Origin of the sequence: Parabacteroides faecalis (assembly GCF_022809355.1) — a bacterium.
Taxonomy (GTDB): Bacteria; Bacteroidota; Bacteroidia; order Bacteroidales; family Tannerellaceae; genus Parabacteroides; species Parabacteroides faecalis.
Map to the genome: position 1 here is coordinate 75,146 of NZ_JAKZMM010000004.1, position 17,967 is coordinate 93,112.

General features: G+C 47.8%; 15 protein-coding genes and 1 pseudogene. 13 read left to right on the plus strand and 3 right to left on the minus strand.

Features of this window, described 5'->3' with window-relative positions; all coding sequences use genetic code 11:
- Positions 1-85: 85 nt before the first annotated feature.
- The 6 genes from MUN53_RS02360 to MUN53_RS02385 all read left to right on the plus strand — a co-directional run bounded on the left by MUN53_RS02360 (position 86) and on the right by MUN53_RS02385 (position 5,470).
- Positions 86-907 carry a helix-turn-helix domain-containing protein gene (locus MUN53_RS02360; RefSeq protein WP_032541195.1) on the plus strand — a complete coding sequence of 274 codons (822 nt, stop codon included), beginning with the start codon at positions 86-88 and terminating at the stop codon, positions 905-907.
- A 39-nt stretch (positions 908-946) separates the two neighbouring features.
- Positions 947-2,053: a site-specific integrase gene (locus tag MUN53_RS02365; protein ID WP_005815567.1), complete on the plus strand. Its 1,107-nt coding sequence runs from the start codon at positions 947-949 to the stop codon at positions 2,051-2,053.
- 19 nt (positions 2,054-2,072) lie between these two features.
- Positions 2,073-2,459: a helix-turn-helix domain-containing protein gene (locus tag MUN53_RS02370; RefSeq protein WP_243323263.1), complete on the plus strand. Its 387-nt coding sequence runs from the start codon at positions 2,073-2,075 to the stop codon at positions 2,457-2,459.
- Positions 2,460-2,473: 14 nt separating this feature from the next.
- The gene (locus MUN53_RS02375) at positions 2,474-2,821 is read left to right on the plus strand and encodes a hypothetical protein (protein ID WP_243323265.1); all 348 of its coding nucleotides are present in this window, start codon (positions 2,474-2,476) and stop codon (positions 2,819-2,821) included.
- Between the two features lie 32 nt (positions 2,822-2,853).
- On the plus strand, positions 2,854-3,531 hold the full coding sequence (locus MUN53_RS02380; protein ID WP_243323266.1) for a hypothetical protein: 678 nt from the start codon (positions 2,854-2,856) through the stop codon (positions 3,529-3,531).
- Positions 3,532-3,922: 391 nt separating this feature from the next.
- A complete protein-coding gene (locus MUN53_RS02385; RefSeq protein WP_243323267.1) occupies positions 3,923-5,470 on the plus strand; it encodes a mobilization protein in 1,548 nt (515 codons plus the stop codon).
- On the opposite strand, the gene MUN53_RS02390 is transcribed toward MUN53_RS02385, so the two are convergent.
- The 3 genes from MUN53_RS02390 to MUN53_RS02400 all read right to left on the minus strand — a co-directional run bounded on the left by MUN53_RS02390 (position 5,465) and on the right by MUN53_RS02400 (position 9,319).
- The gene (locus tag MUN53_RS02390) at positions 5,465-6,370 is read right to left on the minus strand and encodes a DUF4377 domain-containing protein (RefSeq protein ID WP_243323268.1); all 906 of its coding nucleotides are present in this window, start codon (positions 6,368-6,370) and stop codon (positions 5,465-5,467) included. The genes MUN53_RS02385 and MUN53_RS02390 overlap by 6 nt on opposite strands.
- 1 nt (position 6,371) lies before the next feature.
- The gene (locus MUN53_RS02395) at positions 6,372-7,202 is read right to left on the minus strand and encodes a DUF4377 domain-containing protein (protein ID WP_243323269.1); all 831 of its coding nucleotides are present in this window, start codon (positions 7,200-7,202) and stop codon (positions 6,372-6,374) included.
- A 518-nt stretch (positions 7,203-7,720) separates the two neighbouring features.
- Positions 7,721-9,319 (minus strand): ABC-F family ATP-binding cassette domain-containing protein, encoded by a 1,599-nt coding sequence (locus tag MUN53_RS02400; RefSeq protein WP_243323270.1) that lies wholly within the window; start codon positions 9,317-9,319, stop codon positions 7,721-7,723.
- A gap of 462 nt (positions 9,320-9,781) precedes the next feature.
- Here MUN53_RS02400 and MUN53_RS02405 point away from each other — a divergent pair.
- From MUN53_RS02405 to MUN53_RS02435, 7 genes and pseudogenes are all read left to right on the plus strand, one after another.
- Positions 9,782-11,128 (plus strand): annotated as a pseudogene (locus MUN53_RS02405) (TraG family conjugative transposon ATPase); the annotation flags it as partial.
- Positions 11,129-11,348: 220 nt separating this feature from the next.
- Positions 11,349-13,889, plus strand: coding sequence for a hypothetical protein (locus MUN53_RS02410; protein WP_005816117.1), 2,541 nt, complete (start codon positions 11,349-11,351; stop codon positions 13,887-13,889).
- 14 nt (positions 13,890-13,903) lie between these two features.
- On the plus strand, positions 13,904-14,629 hold the full coding sequence (locus MUN53_RS02415) for a hypothetical protein (RefSeq protein WP_005816118.1): 726 nt from the start codon (positions 13,904-13,906) through the stop codon (positions 14,627-14,629).
- A 27-nt stretch (positions 14,630-14,656) separates the two neighbouring features.
- A complete protein-coding gene (locus tag MUN53_RS02420) occupies positions 14,657-15,421 on the plus strand; it encodes a DUF5045 domain-containing protein (RefSeq protein WP_005816119.1) in 765 nt (254 codons plus the stop codon).
- Positions 15,422-15,464: 43 nt separating this feature from the next.
- Positions 15,465-16,295: a phage antirepressor gene (locus tag MUN53_RS02425; RefSeq protein WP_005816120.1), complete on the plus strand. Its 831-nt coding sequence runs from the start codon at positions 15,465-15,467 to the stop codon at positions 16,293-16,295.
- Between the two features lie 15 nt (positions 16,296-16,310).
- Positions 16,311-16,712, plus strand: coding sequence for a hypothetical protein (locus tag MUN53_RS02430; RefSeq protein WP_005816121.1), 402 nt, complete (start codon positions 16,311-16,313; stop codon positions 16,710-16,712).
- Complete coding sequence (locus MUN53_RS02435) at positions 16,712-17,839, plus strand: hypothetical protein (protein WP_317236334.1); 1,128 nt, start codon at positions 16,712-16,714, stop codon at positions 17,837-17,839. The genes MUN53_RS02430 and MUN53_RS02435 overlap by 1 nt, the downstream gene beginning before the upstream one ends.
- Positions 17,840-17,967: the final 128 nt, after the last annotated feature.

The following is a 17,967-nucleotide window of genomic DNA, read 5'->3' on the forward strand; positions in this document are numbered from 1 at the left end:
ACCACGTGAGAGGGGTCGCACGGCACGACATCCTTTCAACAGCGTGCAACAATGTTCAACAGTGTGCAAATAAATTTCTTCGATTATGGACCGTCATATTAAACAGAATTTAACAGGTCAGTCCCATTCAGAATGGGATATGCCAAGCAAGCCGTTCCTCACCATTGGAGAGGTGGCGAACCTTCTGCAAGTGAGCAACAGAACTGTGTACAACTTGATATACAAGGGTACACTCAGAGCTTGCAAGATAACGTATCACATTACGCTAATCACCAAAGAGGATTTCTTCTTGATGATTAAGGAAACAACCTACTGCAAGCGCAATACTTCGATATTCGCCAAGCAGATAAAAAAGAATAAAGAGAAGATGAAAGCAGACATACAGAATACAGACAAGGTTTCTTCTTTTCAACAAGAGGGAAAGAAGAAAACAAAGAGCACCCCAACAAAACGGCAGCTCATACCATCGAGTAACTACAAACAATCCGTGCGTGACACATTCACGGAAGATAAAAATGTCGGTGGAGACCTTTATACAATGGCTGAGATTTGCCAAAAGTTCAATTATACCTATGGGCGGTTTTACAACCTCCGTATGCGTTACTCTATCCCTTGTGTCAAAGCCAATTCAACCAAGTGCTTCCCCAAAGCGGAAGTGGACAAGGCTATGGCAGAAGAAAGTGAACGGCTGGGCACTAATCTGACCGAGCATTGGTATTCCTGTTTCGACATTATGCGTCTGTTCGGTTTGGGAAAGACCCAAGTCCGCAGGTTCGCCCTCACTCATGGGGTCAGAACCAAGCGCATACACGGCAACCGCCTGTACTATCTCAAAGCGGATTGGGATGCCGCCCGAAAGGTATCAGAGCGGAAAAGCGCAAGCACGAAAGCCAAACGTGAAGTATAGCATCCCCTTAACAAGAGCAATAATCAAAACATCAAAGATATGACAAACATTTGTACAAAGGTAACGGTCAGAAAACGACCTATCAAGAATGGGCAGGTGTCGCTTTATTTGGATTTCTACCCACCTATCAGACACCCTAAGACAGGCAAACCGACAAGACGTGAATATCTCGGCATCTACATCTATGCCAACCCGTCAGAGAAATTTGAGGTGGAGTTCAACAAGACTATGCTCCGCAATGCGGAACTTATCAAGTGCAAGAGAACCGAAGCCATCATCAATGAGGAGTTTGGCTTTCTTGACCACAACAGGGGCAAGGAAAGTTTCTTGGAATACTTCCGCTCAAAGATGGCGGACAATGATAATTTCAGAAATTGGAATACCGCCTACAAGCACTTTGAGAAGTATTGCGGTGGCAGTTGCACGTTCAATGACCTATCAGTGGACTTCTGTCAAGGCTACCTCACTTATATGCTCTCACTCACCACACAGAACAAGAGCAAGATGATGGCTTCCACCGCCAACAACAATCTGAACAAGTTGAAATGCGTGTTGCGCCAGGCATACGAGGAAAGACGTATCAAGGAAAATATCGCCCCACGGCTGAAACACGCCAAAGAAGCCAATACAAAGCGTGAGTTCCTGACACTTGACGAAGTGAAAATGCTTGCGAACACTCCTTGTGAGAAACCAGTTATAAGGTCGGCTGCTCTCTTTTCCTGCCTTACAGGATTGCGTATAAGTGACATCATCCGTTTGCAGTGGGAGAACATCATCAAGGGTGCTGATGGTGGCTGGTGCATGCACATCGTGACCAAGAAAACGAGGACGGAAGCCGTGCTGCCATTGTCTGAAGAAGCCCTTGCCTTGTGTGGTGAACGCACAGAGGGACAAGTGTTCAAGGGACTGACACAAACCATTCTCCCTTTATATCTCAAAGATTGGATTAAGTCGGCAGGGATTACGAAACACATTACTTTTCACGGGTTCCGACACACCTATGCTACCTTGCAACTGGCTGCCGGCACCGACTTGTACACCATATCAAAGATGCTTACGCACAGCAATGTCGGAACGACACAGGTCTATGCCGATGTGGTGAACGACTTGAAGCGCAAGGCTTCCGAACAGATAACACTCAAATAGTAACACAAAACATTGATATATGGACAACATCACATTTGAACAGTTACCGCAGGCGGTATCTCTTTTGATTGAACGTGTCGGGCAGCTTACAAGCAAAGTGGAGGAAGCATTGGGCAAGAATGACAATCCACAGAGCAGAAAGCACAAGTTACTGACATTGGACGAGGTGGCTGTATTGCTTAACAAATCCGCATCCACCATTTATACAATGACTTCCGAGAAGCGCATACCATACCATAAACAAGGGAACAAGCTCTATTTCTTTGAAGATGAAATCATCCATTGGATTGAACAGGGCGGAACATCGGGAACGGGTTGCGAGGAAGATTTCAACAAACGGCTTGAATCCTTGCGGAGTGGCAAGAAGCGCAAGCCGAGTTCTCTGAAAACTGAAAAGAACAATTAAATGCAGGAGGCAATATGAACAAGGACACTTTAATAGTCACCATCACAAATCAAGACCCCAAACTGGCACAGGCGGTCAGCAAAATGGTCGATTATATCCAAGACAGATGGGCAGCACCATATCCCAGCAAGGAACAGACGGAAGCGGTCAACGACTACCTCCGTTCTGTCCATGCGGACAAAGGCGGTGCATTGAATGAAACCGACATTGCCCACCGCAAGATAGCGTCACAGAAAATAACCATCAACGCTATCCGTTTGCTTGACCATGACCAACTCGACCGTCTGCAGGACGTACTGAACCACATAGCAGAGGATAGGGAGTATTATATGCCCGAAAGGAAATACGGAATGGGTAGATAGCAGACCATTGTAACACCATCATATCATAGATTATGGACACCAAGAAACAAAACATACATTATTGCACCATCCTGTCTTCCGAACAATGGATTTTTCTTTTGGAAGGCAAATCATCCGTGAACCGATACAAGTGTCTGTACAGGCTGATGTCCGAAGCCGTGCGGACAAAGACCGTTTATAAAATCAAAGGAATAGAGATTGCTTTGGAGGTGGGACAGGTCGCAACCTCCGATGTGGAGTTAGCCGAATACTTGGACTGTAACCGCAAGACCATCGGCAAACTCATAGACAGTTTTAACAGGCTCGGTATGCTGACCACCAAGACCAACAACCGAACTTCCGTTCATACCTTGCATTTCCTCACAGGCTGGTATGTCAATGGCGTTCTTTTAACCAATCCCCATTATGTCAGACCTTCGGCTACCGCCAAAGGACAGACTGGTGATATACGGACACCTGCCACCGACACATCTTTTTCTTTTGGTGGGCAATGCAATGCCCAACGGCAAGAACAGGAAACGGACAGCACAAAGTGCGATACATTCTCTCTTTCTTCTTCCCTCTGTTCATCTGATACTCCCGACCTGCCACCTCCTGACTTTTTTACCGAGGATGAAACGGACAATCCCCATATCATAGACTATGGGAACAGACCGTTTGACAACATTTCCACGGAAAGCCACAAAAAAGGCGCAGGACGGCACGAATGACGGCGAGACTATCCCGACATAGGTGCGAGTGAAAGACGGGCGCAGAAAGCGGAATTTCAAGCGGTACTCCGTTGTCGTTGGGGGGGACTGACTGGACTTGTCCAGATATAGCCCACTATAACTACACGCTCCGCTTCCGTAGTTGTGGGCTCTCCCGAGGGGCTGGGCTTTGCCCCGTCCCACTTATGGCTCTGCCCTAAGAACCCGGTCGGATGGCTGTCTGCCCCCAACGCCCCTGACCAAAGAGTGACCCTCTCTTTGGAAACTCCGCCCAGTGGTCTCGACCCCTGGGAACCCTGAGCAGGAAGTGACCCTCTCCCTGCACCCTCCGATTAAGGCTCCGCCCTAATAACCCTTTCCCTATTGTAAATCTGTAAACATCATCATGCCTATGGCACAGAAGACATCAGTCAATATCAAGCCCTGCAACATCGGAAGCAGCGAGGAACACAACAGGCGGAAAGCCGAATACCTCGCCCGTGTCAATAAGGAAAAGCTCTACATCCGTACCGAACTCATGACCCGAAACGAGGCATGGGTAGCACCTGATTTCGGCGGCACTTCGCTGTCGGAACGCTACAATCAGATAGCCGCGATGGTAAAGGAAAAGACAGGTCGGGCGATGCAGACCAAAGACCGGGAGCGTGTGAACAAGAAGACCGGGAAGGTGACCGTCGTGCGCGGCAGCACTCCGCTCAAGGAGGGTGTCGTGGTAATCAAGGATGATACCACGATGGAGCAGTTGCGCCGTTTCTGCGAGGTGTGTAAGGAGCGGTGGGGTATCACGGCTTTGCAAATCTTCATCCACCGTGACGAGGGGCATTACGGCACTCCCGGAGAGACCGCCACTTGGAAACCCAACCTTCATGCCCATATCGTATGGGACTGGATGAACCACGACACCGGGAAATCCTGCAAGCTGGACGAGAAAGCCATGAGCGATATGCAGACGCTTTTGGCTGAGTGTCTTGACATGGAAAGGGGCAGCTCAAAGGAGCAGACGGGAAAGGAGCATCTTGAACGCGCTGACTTCATCATCGCCAAGCAGAAGCAGGAAGCCGAACAGGTAAAGGCGGAAAAGGAAGCAGCCGAAGCCGACAGGGATGCCGCGCTCCGGGAAACGGACAATGCCAAATCCGAACATGAAAAACTCCAGATCGGGAACGAGGAGAAGCGGCGGCGCAGCGTGGAACTTGACAGCGAAATCGCCGAAAAGGAGGAACGTGCGAGAGAGGTTGACAGGGAGAACACGGACAGCATAAAGTCCGGCATCGCCAACCTTTTCGGCAAGGGCAAGTACGCAGCCATCGAGCAGGAGAACGAGAGACTGAAAGCCGAGAACGAGCATATCAAAGAATCGTTCCCCGATGAAGTCAGGAAAGAGGTGGCGAAACGGACAAAGGCACTGACCGAGGCGAAGCGGACGGTCGAACTGGAGCGTGACAGTGCTATGGCAATCGCTGACACTTATGAATCCGAGAGGGACACGGCTCTGCGACAGCTTCAGGAGCAGAAGACCGAGGAGCAGCACCGCATCAGCATGGCGGTGAGCCGAGCAACGGCGGAGAAGGACAAGACCATAAGACAGTTGCAAGGTGCGCTGAAATCGAGCCGGGATATTCTGAATATCATCGCCGATATTCTCTACAAGGCAAGCGAGGTTTTCCGGCGAGCCATTGAAGCGATTATCCATTTCGCCACGGAACAGCACAAGTCAATCTTCTCTCCCTCCGAAGCCGCCGACATCAAGAGCGTCATGCAGAGCTACGGCGAAACCATCGAGCAGCGGAAAGCGGTCGGCACATGGCTCTGTGACTATGCGGAACACCGACAGCCCTTTGATGAAATAAAACATCGCCATACACTCAACGAGGTTGGCGATGTCGCGGAAGGTCGGTATGATTGGAAGATTGATAGAGGGCGAGGACGTTCACTATAATTTCTCCACCGTATAACGAATCACGACAGCTTTGACATTAGCTTTCGGGTATTTGTTTTGATAATATGCCGTAAGGTCTTTATATAGCCATATCTCAGCAATCTGCGGTGCAGGTGCATAGTCTCTGCTTCGATTCCGAGTATATATAAACGCATCATACTGCATTACAGAGTCTTCCATATCATCGCCTTTAACAAAATAAAACTCTCCATATCCGGAAACTTTACTTTCCGGCGGAAGGAGCTTGTATGATTCCGGGAACTCTGCTGGTTCCTTGCCCCTGCTAATCAAAAAGCCTTGATTAACAACGTGCATATCGGCATCCAATAAGAACCATTTACTTGTTCCGGTAAAAGCAATATAACAACGCAAGCCTCCGAATTTATAGGCCGCATCAGTTTTAAGGTCATTCTCTATATCCTCCTTTTTGTCGGCTTCAATGGCATAAGCAAATTCAGGATCGATATATGGGCAATGTTGCTCAAAATACCAGTCCGGGATAAAATGAGGAGGCAAATTCTCGGAGTCCTTGCGTTTTTTCGATATGACTTCCAATAGCTCGTATTCAGTCCATGCCGGATCGCCCATACTATAATCCAGATAGTTCGTTTCGCTGATGCGTATTTGGTACTCATATCCTTCTTCGTATCCAAACTTACCGATGCTTCCATGAGCCTCCCAATCGGTGGACTGCTCGTTTTTTACAGCATATACATCTGAAAGTACATATTTACCACTCAATGTTAAAACACCGGGAAGTTTTACAGAAGCTACCGTAAGCGTGTATTCCTTATAACCGGTTACCTTCCTACCTTCTTCATCATCGTCATTACACGATGTTACCCCTATCATAGCAAGAATAGCTACCAATAGTATTGTTAAATAATTTTGTTTCTTCATTTTATTGTTTCTTTATAGTAAATTCCACCTTTTGAAGACCTTTTTTATAGACATTGGCAAGGATAAGCGCATAGCGGACTTCCTCGCCGGAGTTCATGGATTGGGTAATGCGTGTAAACTCATCTTCGGGAACAACATTCTTGAACATCGGACCTGAAGACTCGTTGCGCACCAAACGAATGTTGTCGGAAAATGGAGACAGGACAAACGAGTAATATGCCTGATAAGGAGCAGTTTGGAATTTTACCCAATTAGGGTCTTCCATATCGAGAACTTTTTCCAGCCAAATACGGGCATGCTCATATGACGGCAACGAGGAACCATCGCCATAGAGTATTTTCCCATCCTTATCGACAATAAACTCTTTGCTGATAGCATACTTCTCAAAAGGGCACAAGTCATAGTATTCTATGTCTGCTTCCGTTTTTATCTCTTTATCAATCGGAATTTCAGGGTCTGCTACAAGCCTGTCTTCAAGAACACGGATAAGTTCATATGTGCGGTCGGAAGCATCTGCAGGTGGATTAGCGAGGATTGTGCGCTTTACCGAGAGATAATATTCGTGTCCGCGTTCATAGGTAAAGCCTTTTATCTGTTCAAATCCAAGGTTTTGCCATTCTTCGGAATCACCTTCCGTCTTGACGAGCAAGCACTCTATGGGGTTTTCCTTCATGTCATCGCCCCACGCGTACATCACGCCTGTTTCTGCCGACACCAGCATCCTGATTTCTTTGGCTGAATCTTTAGGCCCATCATCATCGCTACAGGCAGTCAACCCTACAACAGCGAGGAATGCCATGAGTAGCATTCTGAAAAAGTTTTTATTCTTCATTCTTTTTAAGTTTTAATTGTTCTCTACATAATAAATGCCGGAAATGCAAAAACATTGCATCGCAAACACAACTTTTTTATTTCGAGGGCTCTGCATCTTAGGCAAAAGCTCCTCAGAAATTCATACCCTGTCGGCTCAATGGGGAATTATAGTTAAAGAAAGCGTGAGCCAACTATGCCACGTCTTAAGTGAAGGTCGTAGGAAACCATTTGAGCAGATGTAACAATAGCAGCCCACGCTATATGCGTGAGAACCACTATGCTATCCTTGCTCGGTCGAAAATTTCCTACGTTTTCACTTACAAGATAAGCATAACGCTTCTTATTATTTCAAAATGTCGTGGAAAGAGTTGCCCCAATCCAAATACAAAGGTAATACAAATACATTAAAGAACCCTCGTTGACAGGCAAAAATCAGCGTTTCAAAGCTCATTTTCCTTCATTTTGTACCGCTATTGTTTCTCCAAGCGTCCAACCCCCTGTTTTATAGCAGTAAAAAACAATTCCTTGACAACTATATTAAGAAAAATTTATTGTCCGCTCTATACCCAGATCATGGATGAATTGCTCATCATGACTGACTACAAGCAATGTTCCTTTGTAGTTTTTTAATACCGCTGCCAGTATATTCATACTTGCTATGTCGATATTATTAGTCGGCTCGTCAGCGATGATCATGTCTGGCGCATCTTCGCAGACAATCAGGTGACATAAGGCAAGTTTCATTTTCTCTCCTCCACTAAGACTTCTACACTTCTTGTCCCATGTAGAAGGTGTAAACAGAAAACGGTTCAACAGCATCTTAAGTTCGTGCTCTGGTCTCTTGGAGTTACAAGCCTCCAACTGATTGTAAACAGTCAACTCATTGTCAAGGCACGAATATTCTTGGTCAAGATACAATATGTTCAGCGTTTCTTTAAGAAGTATTTCACCGCTTGTAGGCTGCAATGCCCCTGTTATAAGTTTGAGCAAAGTGCTTTTACCACATCCGTTATCTCCCTGAAGCCGTATGCGTTCACCGCTGAATATGGATAAATCCAAGGGATGTTGCCTCCACATAGTATTCCGACCAACATACTTGAAAGTAACATGTTTTGCCTCCACAAGTAGCTTTTTGCCTGCCAAGGCAGAATTTCCCATGTCGATTTTTATCTCTGTATATTCATTGATGGACGAACGTATTTCGTGTATATCTCGTCTCATTGCCTCCATTTTTCCCTGTTGCACCTTATTCAGCCTCGATGTTGTTGCTTCCGATTTGTTACGTAATAATCCCATGGAAATGCGTGCGACACATTTCTTTGCATTCTGCTTTTCTCCTCTCGAAGCATGTTTCTGTTGCCGTTCTATTGTTTTACGGGCAGACTTCTCGGCTTTTGCTAGCTCCTTCTGTTGATTTTCCAGCCGTGTCACTTTAGCTTTAGTTTCCGCATCAACAGTTTCCCGATACGCATCATAATTCATGGGATAGAATTGCATCCCTGTCGGAGACATTTCATAAATTGCGGAAAGCCTGTTTAATAACGTTCTGTCATGGCTGACAATGACGGTGGTACGGTTTGTATGGGCAATGTCTTCATACACCAAAGCTCTGCCTGTCGTGTCGAGGTGGTTGGTCGGTTCATCCATTAGGACAATGGAGGGTTTGAAAATATCCTGTCCGGCAAGAAAGACTCTTGTTTTCTCGCCGCCGCTAAGGTTGCCCATGAGCATATCTGGAGCGATATGTCCGATTTGCCATTTGGCGAAAGCTTCCGTCAACCTTTCCGGAATGTCCCATTCATCGTTTAGCTGTTCGTATTCTTTCTCTGTACCACGCCCGTCCAATATGATTGACAAAGCTCTTAACTTATCTGCCAATCCTAATGCTTCCGCAACACTCATACCATCGAATTGCCCGAAATGCTGTGGTATCATGTACAAGATGTCATCACACACGATGGTTCCTGTTGCAGGAGGGATTTTTCCTGCCAATATTCTCAGGAGTGTGGATTTTCCTACACCATTATTCCCGACAATGGCGCATTTCTCTCCAGCCGGTATGGTGAAAGTGATATTTTGAAACAGGAAATCCTTATTTGGATGTATATACGATAAATCTTGAACTATTAAGCTCATAATTATTTGCAATTATTAAATGTAAAACAAAACGGGATATGACATAAGTTATACACAAGGATCTGGCATAAATCCAGCCCGCTCTATAATTTGTATTTCGTGTATAACCTTTCTTTTTACATGATTAAATAACTATTTTGTGCAAAGGTACTACTTTATAGCGATATATCAAAATGACACGTTGCCTTTTGGGGTAGAATTATAGTATTCTTGATATATATCAACAATTTCAAGAGTTGCATTTGGTGTCTTTGATCCTTCCAATTCGCTATTTTTCAAAACACTAAAAATGCTTATCAACTGTTAAGATTTAGTTAAATCTTCCATTCAAAAACACACGACTTTTCTAATCCTTTCACTCCCTGAAAACAACTTTTTCTTTCCCACTTTTCCCTAACGGATAGCTGTACCGTTATTTTCTTATATAGTTGATTTTCAGCAATAAAAGTCGTTGAAAATCAATTCCACATGAACAGCGTGGTGCGTCAGTTGTGGGAGCAGAACACCGACATCGTCATGGTCGATACGGGTAACTCGTATGAGGGACTCTGCGAGTATGTGGGCGGCAAGTACATCGCCTATACGGAGGACAAGCCCATCACCATGAACCCCTTCAACATCAGCAAGCGGGAGCTGAACATTGAGAAGATAGACTTCCTGAAGAACCTGATACTGCTGATATGGAAAGGCTCGGAGACGCAGATACCCGAACTGGAGTTCCGTGTCGTGGAGCAGTTGGTGACGGAGTATTACGATTTCTATTTCAACGGTGTGCAGCCCTATCCTTCCTCACAGAAGGAGACACTGAGAAAAAACCTCTCCACCATGGAGAAGCGGCGCGGCACGGAGCTGACGCAGATACACGACAAGGTGGAGAAACTCATCAAGGGACTGGAGGAACGGCGCATGGCATTGAGCGTGAAGACCCTCTCCTTCGACTCATTCTATGAGTTCGCCTGTGAGCGTCTCGACCAGATCTGCATCGAGAACAACATCACCACCATCGACTGCGACAACTTCGCCTATATGCTCCAAAACTTCTACCGTGGCGGCAAGTACGACAAGATTCTCAACGAGAACGTGGATAGCACCTTGTTCGACGAGACCTTCATCGTCTTCGAGGTGGATGCCATCAAGGAGAACAAGCAGCTCTTCCCCATCGTGACGCTCATCATCATGGACGTGTTCCTGCAGAAGATGCGCCTGAAGAAGAACCGCAAGTGCCTTGTCATCGAGGAGGCATGGAAAGCCATCGCCTCGCCGCTGATGGCCGAGTACATCAAGTACCTATACAAGACAGCCCGAAAGTTCTGGGCGAGCGTGGGCGTAGTGACACAGGAGATACAGGACATCATCGGCAGTCCCATCGTGAAGGAAGCCATCATCAACAACTCCGACGTGGTGATGCTGCTCGACCAAAGCAAATTTCGTGAGCGATTCGACGAGATCAAGGCGATATTAGGATTGACGGATGTGGATTGCAAGAAGATATTCACTGTCAACCGCTTGGATAACAAGGAGGGAAGAAGTTTCTTCCGTGAGGTGTTTATCCGACGTGGATCGACGAGCGGAGTGTATGGTGTGGAGGAGCCGCACGAGTGCTATATGACCTACACCACCGAGCGAGCTGAGAAGGAGGCATTGAAACTCTATAAGCATGAACTGAAGTGCAGACATCAGGAGGCTATCGAGCGGTATTGCAGAGATTGGGATGCCAGTGGCATCGGGAAGTCGTTGGCATTTGCGCAGAAGGTCAATGAGGCGGGGCATGTGCTCAATTTGACGGACGATGGAGCCACTCGCCGCTGACACGGCGAGCACGGGGGCTGATTGATGGAAACGGAAATCCCGGAATAGACGTAAAGCCCAGATGCCCGAAAGCAAAACTTTCGGGAACGGTGGCTGGGTAGTATTTACGATTAGTAGTAAATACGATTAGTAGTGAATACTACCAATAGTAAATACTACAAGTAGTAAAGTAGTGGAATAGTAGAAACTGAAAGTAGTAAAAACGTAAAGTAGTGAAGCAATGAGACGTTTATACCTTATTATAATATATATGTGTCTTACACTTGTCGTGGGAAGGGTTCATGCGCAGTATTACAGCGTGAACTACGACAAGCAGATCGTTGCCGCCATGGCTGCCGCATTCGGTGCTGGAGCTATGGCAGAGAGCTATTATAACGAGCAGGTGGGCGAAATCTTGAAGCACTACAATGCCGCAGAGGTTGCCACTGCCGGCATCTTCGCTGCCAAGTTCTTGGAGCGCAAGGCATTCACCGACCTCGGCATTTGGAGCAGTAGCACGGAGAACTACTATTACCGCCGCATCCACAATATGGTGGCGAACAAGATTATGCCCAAGATATGGACGGTGGCAGGAATGATGCTGAAAAGTCCGCAGACCGCCCTCTACTGGGGCAGTTACCTGATGAAGATATGCGCCGACACAAAGTCGCTGTGTATGCAGTTTGAGAGTGTCGTGACCAACAGTAGCTTGACCTTTGCCGACATTCAGTTCTTGGAAATCAACCAAGAGATAGCCGCCATCCTCAAACTCTCGGAGATAGGCAATGTAGATTGGCAGCAGCTGTTGGATGACATCGCCAGTGTGCCCGGCAACTTCACCGTGGAGAACCTCACCGCCGACATCGAGACGCTTTACAATATGGGAGCATCGTTGGCGACGGCAGGTATCAACGGGGCATCAGGCGCACTCTTGCAGCAGAGTGCCTTCAACGACCTTTTCAATGGCAAGGTGAGTAAAATCATCGACATCTATGACAACTACCATGACCTCTATGAACAGGCAGAGAACGGCATCGGCAGCACACTCCTTAGTCTGGTGGGTGGCGAGGACAACGTGGCAGCCCTCTTCGACCTCTCCAACTACAACATCACCTCGTGGATGACAGACTATCTGAGCGAGACGCAGGGCAACTACTATACACAGCGTTGGTACATTGCCCGACGAGACCAAGGCAGCGTAAGCCTCTGTGACTACTATCCGCCGACCGATGACAACAGTATTCTGAACGGTGACCATTGGTATCGTATCAACACCTCCGACCCCAACTTCTACCCTAACAGCACGCAGCGAGAGCAGATACTGGCCAACTCGGAGAACCATGCCGGATGGAGCCGCAGCCGTGTGCAGCAGCTCAACGCCCAGAGCGACGGCTTCACCTATACGATGAACTATTGGATGTCGTCGTACATCATCAGCCGTGGCGGCAAGCAGACCAAGAAGGCCTACGCCTACGAGATACACGTTACCAAGAGCTGGAACAACGTGGAAGAGGTGTATGAGGATGTCTTCGACTCCTACAGCATGGACTTGAATACCTTCAAGCGTCAGTTGCAGGCACGTCTCTCGGAGTATAACGACAACGAGGAGGGCTATGTCTATTACATCGGCAGTGACGCACGCCGTTACTATCAAGCCACCGATGCCGCCAAACTGAAGGGCGTGGAGAGCGTGACCATCAGCGTCACCTGTTCGGACGGTGTCACCCTCGGACAGGGCAGCACGCAGTACAAGTGCCGTGAGTGCGGCGGTTCGCTCAATGCCCACAGCAAGGAATGCGCCATGAGGACAAGCGTATCAGAAAATAATCTCGACCTATCGGAACTGGACGAGAAGGAACGTGAGGCGAATAGCAAGATAGCCCTGTTGGAGGCGCAGATAAGCCAGTTGGAGACAGAGAACAGGAACCTGCTCACGCAGATAGCCAATGCCTCTGTGGAGGAAGCCCCTGCCTTGCGGCAGCAACATAATGTCAACAAGACGAAGATAGACAACCTGAAGAAGGAATTGGCGACATGGCAGCAGCAGTTGGCAGACATACAGAATGCCAAGAGCGAGGCGGCTAACGACAATGCCACCTCCACCGATGACTACTACCGCATCCCTGCCATCATGCAGGATGTGAAGTCAGCCTACAATCTCACGTGGCAAGGTGCCGGTTCGTGGAACGGCTACACCTACGTCCGAACTGCCACCATGCCCAACATCAACGGCATTATCACCTTCAAGGCGACACTGTCCATTGCAAGGAAGCCCAAGTACTTCCTTGGCATCAAGATACACCGTGCGATACTGCAAATATCGTGGGAGCTGACCTCGGAATACACCGACACACAGGTGGTGGATGTGCTGACCCTTGACCCGAATGCCTCTGACGAGGAGAAGACGAGGCAGGTGAACAGCCGTATCTCGGAGATAGCCCAGGAGTTCCCGTCGTGCAGCATCACCACAGAATATGCCAAGAGCGAGGCAACCCAGACCGCCGACAATGACGATGTAATACACCTGCTCTGGTCGAGCGACCGTCTGGAGATAGCCCGTGAAGTAGATAGCCGTATCACCAAGATTTACGCCGACTTGGTATCATTAGAAAAAATGATGCACTACAAGCGCAGCATCATTGACGTGCTGAAGGACATTCTTCCTTCAATCGACGCAGACCAAGGTCGCAGAAGGACACTCATTGAAGAGTGCTACGAGCGATGGAGAGAGAATGCAGACCCTAACAGAGGGAATGGTGAAGATAACGAGAACGAAAACTGAGGGAGGAACGGAGAATGAGACATACCATCATCATAGCTCTCCTGCTGATTACCCTCTTCCCCAATACAGCCTTGGCGCAATGGGGATTCGATGCGGTATCGGTGGAAGCATACATCAACGACCACAAGAAGCAGCGCAGCCTCTTGCTGGCACGCAGCACTTTGGAGTACAGCAATCAACTGCTGCATGAATACAGCAGTGAAGAGGTGGGCAAATACAAGGAACTGAATGTGGATTTGGACAAATACACCCGGGCCTTCGACATCATCGATGTGATGTACCAGTCGTTGCGCACGGTGCTGAACGTGAAGAGCACCTACCAGACGGTGAGCGACCGCATCAGTGACTACAAGAACCTGTTGGAGGACTTCAATGATAAGGTCATCAAGCGGAAACACATCGAACTGGCTGACACGATGCTCATCAGCATCAACAAGAAAGCCATCGACAACATATACAACGAAGGAAGCCAACTCTACCATAGCGTCAACGACCTCGTGTTGTATGCCACAGGAGCGGCAGCCTGTTCAACTTCCGACCTGCTGATGGTGTTGGACAATATCAACAATTCGTTGGACCTGATAGAAAAACATCTGAACCAAGCCTACTTCCAGACATGGCGGTATGTGCAGCTGCGCATGGGCTATTGGAAGGAGAAGGTGTATCGGACGAGGACGAAGGAAGAGATACTGGAAGATGCCTTCAGCCGATGGAAAGTGGCAGGAAAACTTGACTATTGACGGATTGTAAACAAAAGAAGAACGGACATGAAGAAGACAATGATACTCATCATGGCGGTAGCAACCACCATCAAAGCCACAGCCCAGAGCGTGACCTACAACCACGACTCCTCCAAGCAGAACCAGATAACGGTGATGGAGACAGGTGGCGGTTCTCTCACCCCTGAGTTCTATTATTGGCTGTTACATAACAACTATAAGAAGACAGCGGCAGAGAAGAACAAGTTAGGTTTCCGCACTCTTGCCGGCATCAACCTCTACAACCAAGTAGATGATGCGGAGAAGATAGACTCTGCCCTCACCAAGCGTGCTGAGGTGGAAGCCTTGAACGTAGCCGACCGACAGATAGACCTCGCCTGGCTTGCCGAAAGCAGCAAGATCAACGGTCAGTTGGACAAGATGAAGGCGAACATAGACCATATCATCCCTACAGGAGGCACCATCAACGACAAGCGTCGGTGGGAGGAACTGTACAATATGTACCAGTGTGCCGTGAAAGCCACCAAGGATGCCTATATGCCCAATGCACAGAGAAAGCGGCAGTATCTTAGCATCTATGCCGACCTGACGACACAGAACGAGACACTACTGAAATACCTTGTGCAGCTCAACACCCAAAGCCAGACTACCGCCCTCTTGGCAGCCACCAACGACCGTGTAGTACATAAAGGCAGCATCATCAGCGATGCCAAGAGCCGTTGGCAGGAAAACATGAAGGGCGTGAGGAGCTCGACAGGCACTGACGGCGATGATGCCAACAGCGGTGAGGGTGAAGAAAGTGTGAACAGATAGAAATAAGGGAAGAGAAGAAATAATCACAAAACAGCATAGAGATATGAACGATATTCAGATTTTCAACAACGAGGAATTTGGAGCAGTCCGAACCACAGGAACACCAGAGCAACCCTTGTTCTGTTTGGCTGATGTGGCAAGAGTTCTTGGACTAAAAACCAGCAAGTTGGTACAACGACTTTCGGATGATGTACTTTCAAAGTACCCCATCTCGGATAGTCTTGGAAGAGAACAGGTTACAAACTTTATCAATGAAGACGGACTGTATGATGTCATCCTTGACAGTCGCAAACCCGAAGCCAAACGTTTCCGCAAGTGGGTGACATCGGAGGTGCTCCCCTCTATCCGCAAGCATGGTGCCTATATGACACAGCAGACCATCGAGAAGGCATTGGCAGAGCCAGACTTCCTGATACGGTTAGCAGTCAATCTGAAGGAAGAACGACAAAAGCGTCTGCTTGTCGAACAGGAGTGTGAACACCAAAGGACACGCATCGTTGAGTTGGGATCCAAGGTGGATGACCTGCAACAGGAGGTGACGGAGATGAAGGACAAGGTGAGTTACCTTGACATCATCCTTGCCACGAAGAGCAGTGTCCTGGTCACACAGATAGCACAGGACTATGGCGAGTCGTCCATCCGCTTCAACCGACGTCTGAAGGAGATGAACATCCAGTATCAGCGTGGCAAGCAGTGGATTCTGTATGCCGACTACAAGGACTGCGGTTATGTGACCAGCGAGACCTACCTCATTAAACACAAGGACGGTACGGAGGATGTGCGCATGAACACCAAATGGACACAGAAAGGTCGCCGCTTCCTCTATGAGAAACTGAAGAGCGTGGGAGTCATTCCTGTTATCGAAAGAACATAAAATAAAGAAATAGCTATGGAATCAATATCAAAAATACAGTTACGTCTCTATGCCGCCAAGAGGAAAAACGGCAAGTGGCAGTTGGAGATGTCAAGGATGCCGAAGCGAATCAGCGTTATCGGCAGGACACCCATCGTTGATGAGCATTATATGCCATCTGATTTAGAGGTAGTTTCAATGTCAAAGCTTCACAAATATGTCGGAAGTTACTACGGCAAGATTGTGAAGACCCTCAAAGAGGAAGGCATCATCACCAAGGAATATGGAATGTGGAAACTGCGTGAAGACCTTCAGGACAAGGGCATTGCGGTATATGTCACAGGCAGGATGCGCTGCTTCTACCACTTCTATCTGTCATGGACACCGAAAGGCATAGAGTTTATCAAAGAGATTATCAACAATAGAACCAGGCACTGATGGCAGACAACATACTCAGCGATTTCGGCATCAACATCCTCGAAGAGGAGATTGACGATGTGATATTCCAGACCAACGAGTTCCTGACCGATGCCACCTTCACAGGCTCACAAGGGCCGTTCTGGTGGATCCTCCAAATGTGTATGGCATTGGCGGCACTGTTCTCTATCATCGTGGCGGCAAGCATGGCCTACAAGATGATGGTGAAGAACGAACCGTTGGACGTGATGAAACTGTTCAAGCCCTTGGTGGTGAGCATCATCCTCTGTTGGTGGTACCCACCTGCTGACACAGGCATGACCAACAGCGGCAGCAGCTGGTGCGTATTGGATTTTCTATCCTATATTCCCAATTGCATCGGCAGTTACACCCACGACCTCTATGAGGCAGAGGCGACCCAAATTTCCGACAAGTTTGAGGAGGTGCAGCAGTTGGTATATGTCAGGGACTCGATGTACACTGACCTCCAGGCACAGGCAGACGTGGCGCATAAGGGCACATCAGACCCCAACCTGATAGAGGCGACGATGGAGCAGACGGGCGTGGACGAAGTGACCAACATGGAGAAGGATGCCAGCAAACTGTGGTTCACCTCACTGACGGCAGGGGCCGTGGTGGGCATCGACAAGATAGTGATGCTGATAGCCCTGATCGTGTTCCGCATCGGTTGGTGGGCGACGATATACTGTCAGCAGATATTGCTCGGAATGCTCACTATATTCGGTCCAATACAATGGGCATTTTCGTTGCTGCCCAAGTGGGAAGGAGCGTGGGCGAAGTGGCTAACCCGTTATTTGACAGTTCATTTCTACGGAGCCATGCTCTACTTCGTAGGTTATCTTTACAACTTAACTCATTCTATATCAGACAGATTATATCTATACATAAGCCATCCGCAACAAACCTGCACCAAAATAGCAATAAAAAAATCAAATGAAGGTGGTGCGAGGGCATATTGGCAGGTCGGGATTGAAAATATAGATGTTTTTCTTTTTCGATTACCCTCTCATCTTTCTCTTGTTTGTAGTTGCTTTCTCTCTAATTTTTGTCCTCGGATTTCATCAGATTTCGGTCTCGTCATATGGCACGAAGTTGCGATGTTTGATATATTTTCAAATCGAAGATAAAATCATTCCCCGGCACTTTTAAGTATGATTATTGGCTCAAAATCATACTCAAACGATAATAAAATCAAAATTCAGCCTTCTATTCGATACTGAATTGCATTACGCTGATATACCCATAGTAACTTTGC

What these genes read in the sequence shown, in the direction of transcription:
- MUN53_RS02390 (WP_243323268.1), bottom strand. Translation starts at nt 6,370, where the DNA reads ATGAAGAAACAAAATTATTTAACAATACTATTGGTAGCTATTCTTGCT.
- MUN53_RS02435 (WP_317236334.1), top strand. Translation starts at nt 16,712, where the DNA reads ATGGCAGACAACATACTCAGCGATTTCGGCATCAACATCCTCGAAGAG.
- MUN53_RS02425 (WP_005816120.1), top strand. Translation starts at nt 15,465, where the DNA reads ATGAACGATATTCAGATTTTCAACAACGAGGAATTTGGAGCAGTCCGA.
- MUN53_RS02380 (WP_243323266.1), top strand. Translation starts at nt 2,854, where the DNA reads ATGGACACCAAGAAACAAAACATACATTATTGCACCATCCTGTCTTCC.
- MUN53_RS02385 (WP_243323267.1), top strand. Translation starts at nt 3,923, where the DNA reads ATGGCACAGAAGACATCAGTCAATATCAAGCCCTGCAACATCGGAAGC.
- MUN53_RS02395 (WP_243323269.1), bottom strand. Translation starts at nt 7,202, where the DNA reads ATGAAGAATAAAAACTTTTTCAGAATGCTACTCATGGCATTCCTCGCT.
- MUN53_RS02420 (WP_005816119.1), top strand. Translation starts at nt 14,657, where the DNA reads ATGAAGAAGACAATGATACTCATCATGGCGGTAGCAACCACCATCAAA.
- MUN53_RS02415 (WP_005816118.1), top strand. Translation starts at nt 13,904, where the DNA reads ATGAGACATACCATCATCATAGCTCTCCTGCTGATTACCCTCTTCCCC.
- MUN53_RS02410 (WP_005816117.1), top strand. Translation starts at nt 11,349, where the DNA reads ATGAGACGTTTATACCTTATTATAATATATATGTGTCTTACACTTGTC.
- MUN53_RS02365 (WP_005815567.1), top strand. Translation starts at nt 947, where the DNA reads ATGACAAACATTTGTACAAAGGTAACGGTCAGAAAACGACCTATCAAG.
- MUN53_RS02360 (WP_032541195.1), top strand. Translation starts at nt 86, where the DNA reads ATGGACCGTCATATTAAACAGAATTTAACAGGTCAGTCCCATTCAGAA.
- MUN53_RS02400 (WP_243323270.1), bottom strand. Translation starts at nt 9,319, where the DNA reads ATGAGCTTAATAGTTCAAGATTTATCGTATATACATCCAAATAAGGAT.
- MUN53_RS02375 (WP_243323265.1), top strand. Translation starts at nt 2,474, where the DNA reads ATGAACAAGGACACTTTAATAGTCACCATCACAAATCAAGACCCCAAA.
- MUN53_RS02370 (WP_243323263.1), top strand. Translation starts at nt 2,073, where the DNA reads ATGGACAACATCACATTTGAACAGTTACCGCAGGCGGTATCTCTTTTG.
- MUN53_RS02430 (WP_005816121.1), top strand. Translation starts at nt 16,311, where the DNA reads ATGGAATCAATATCAAAAATACAGTTACGTCTCTATGCCGCCAAGAGG.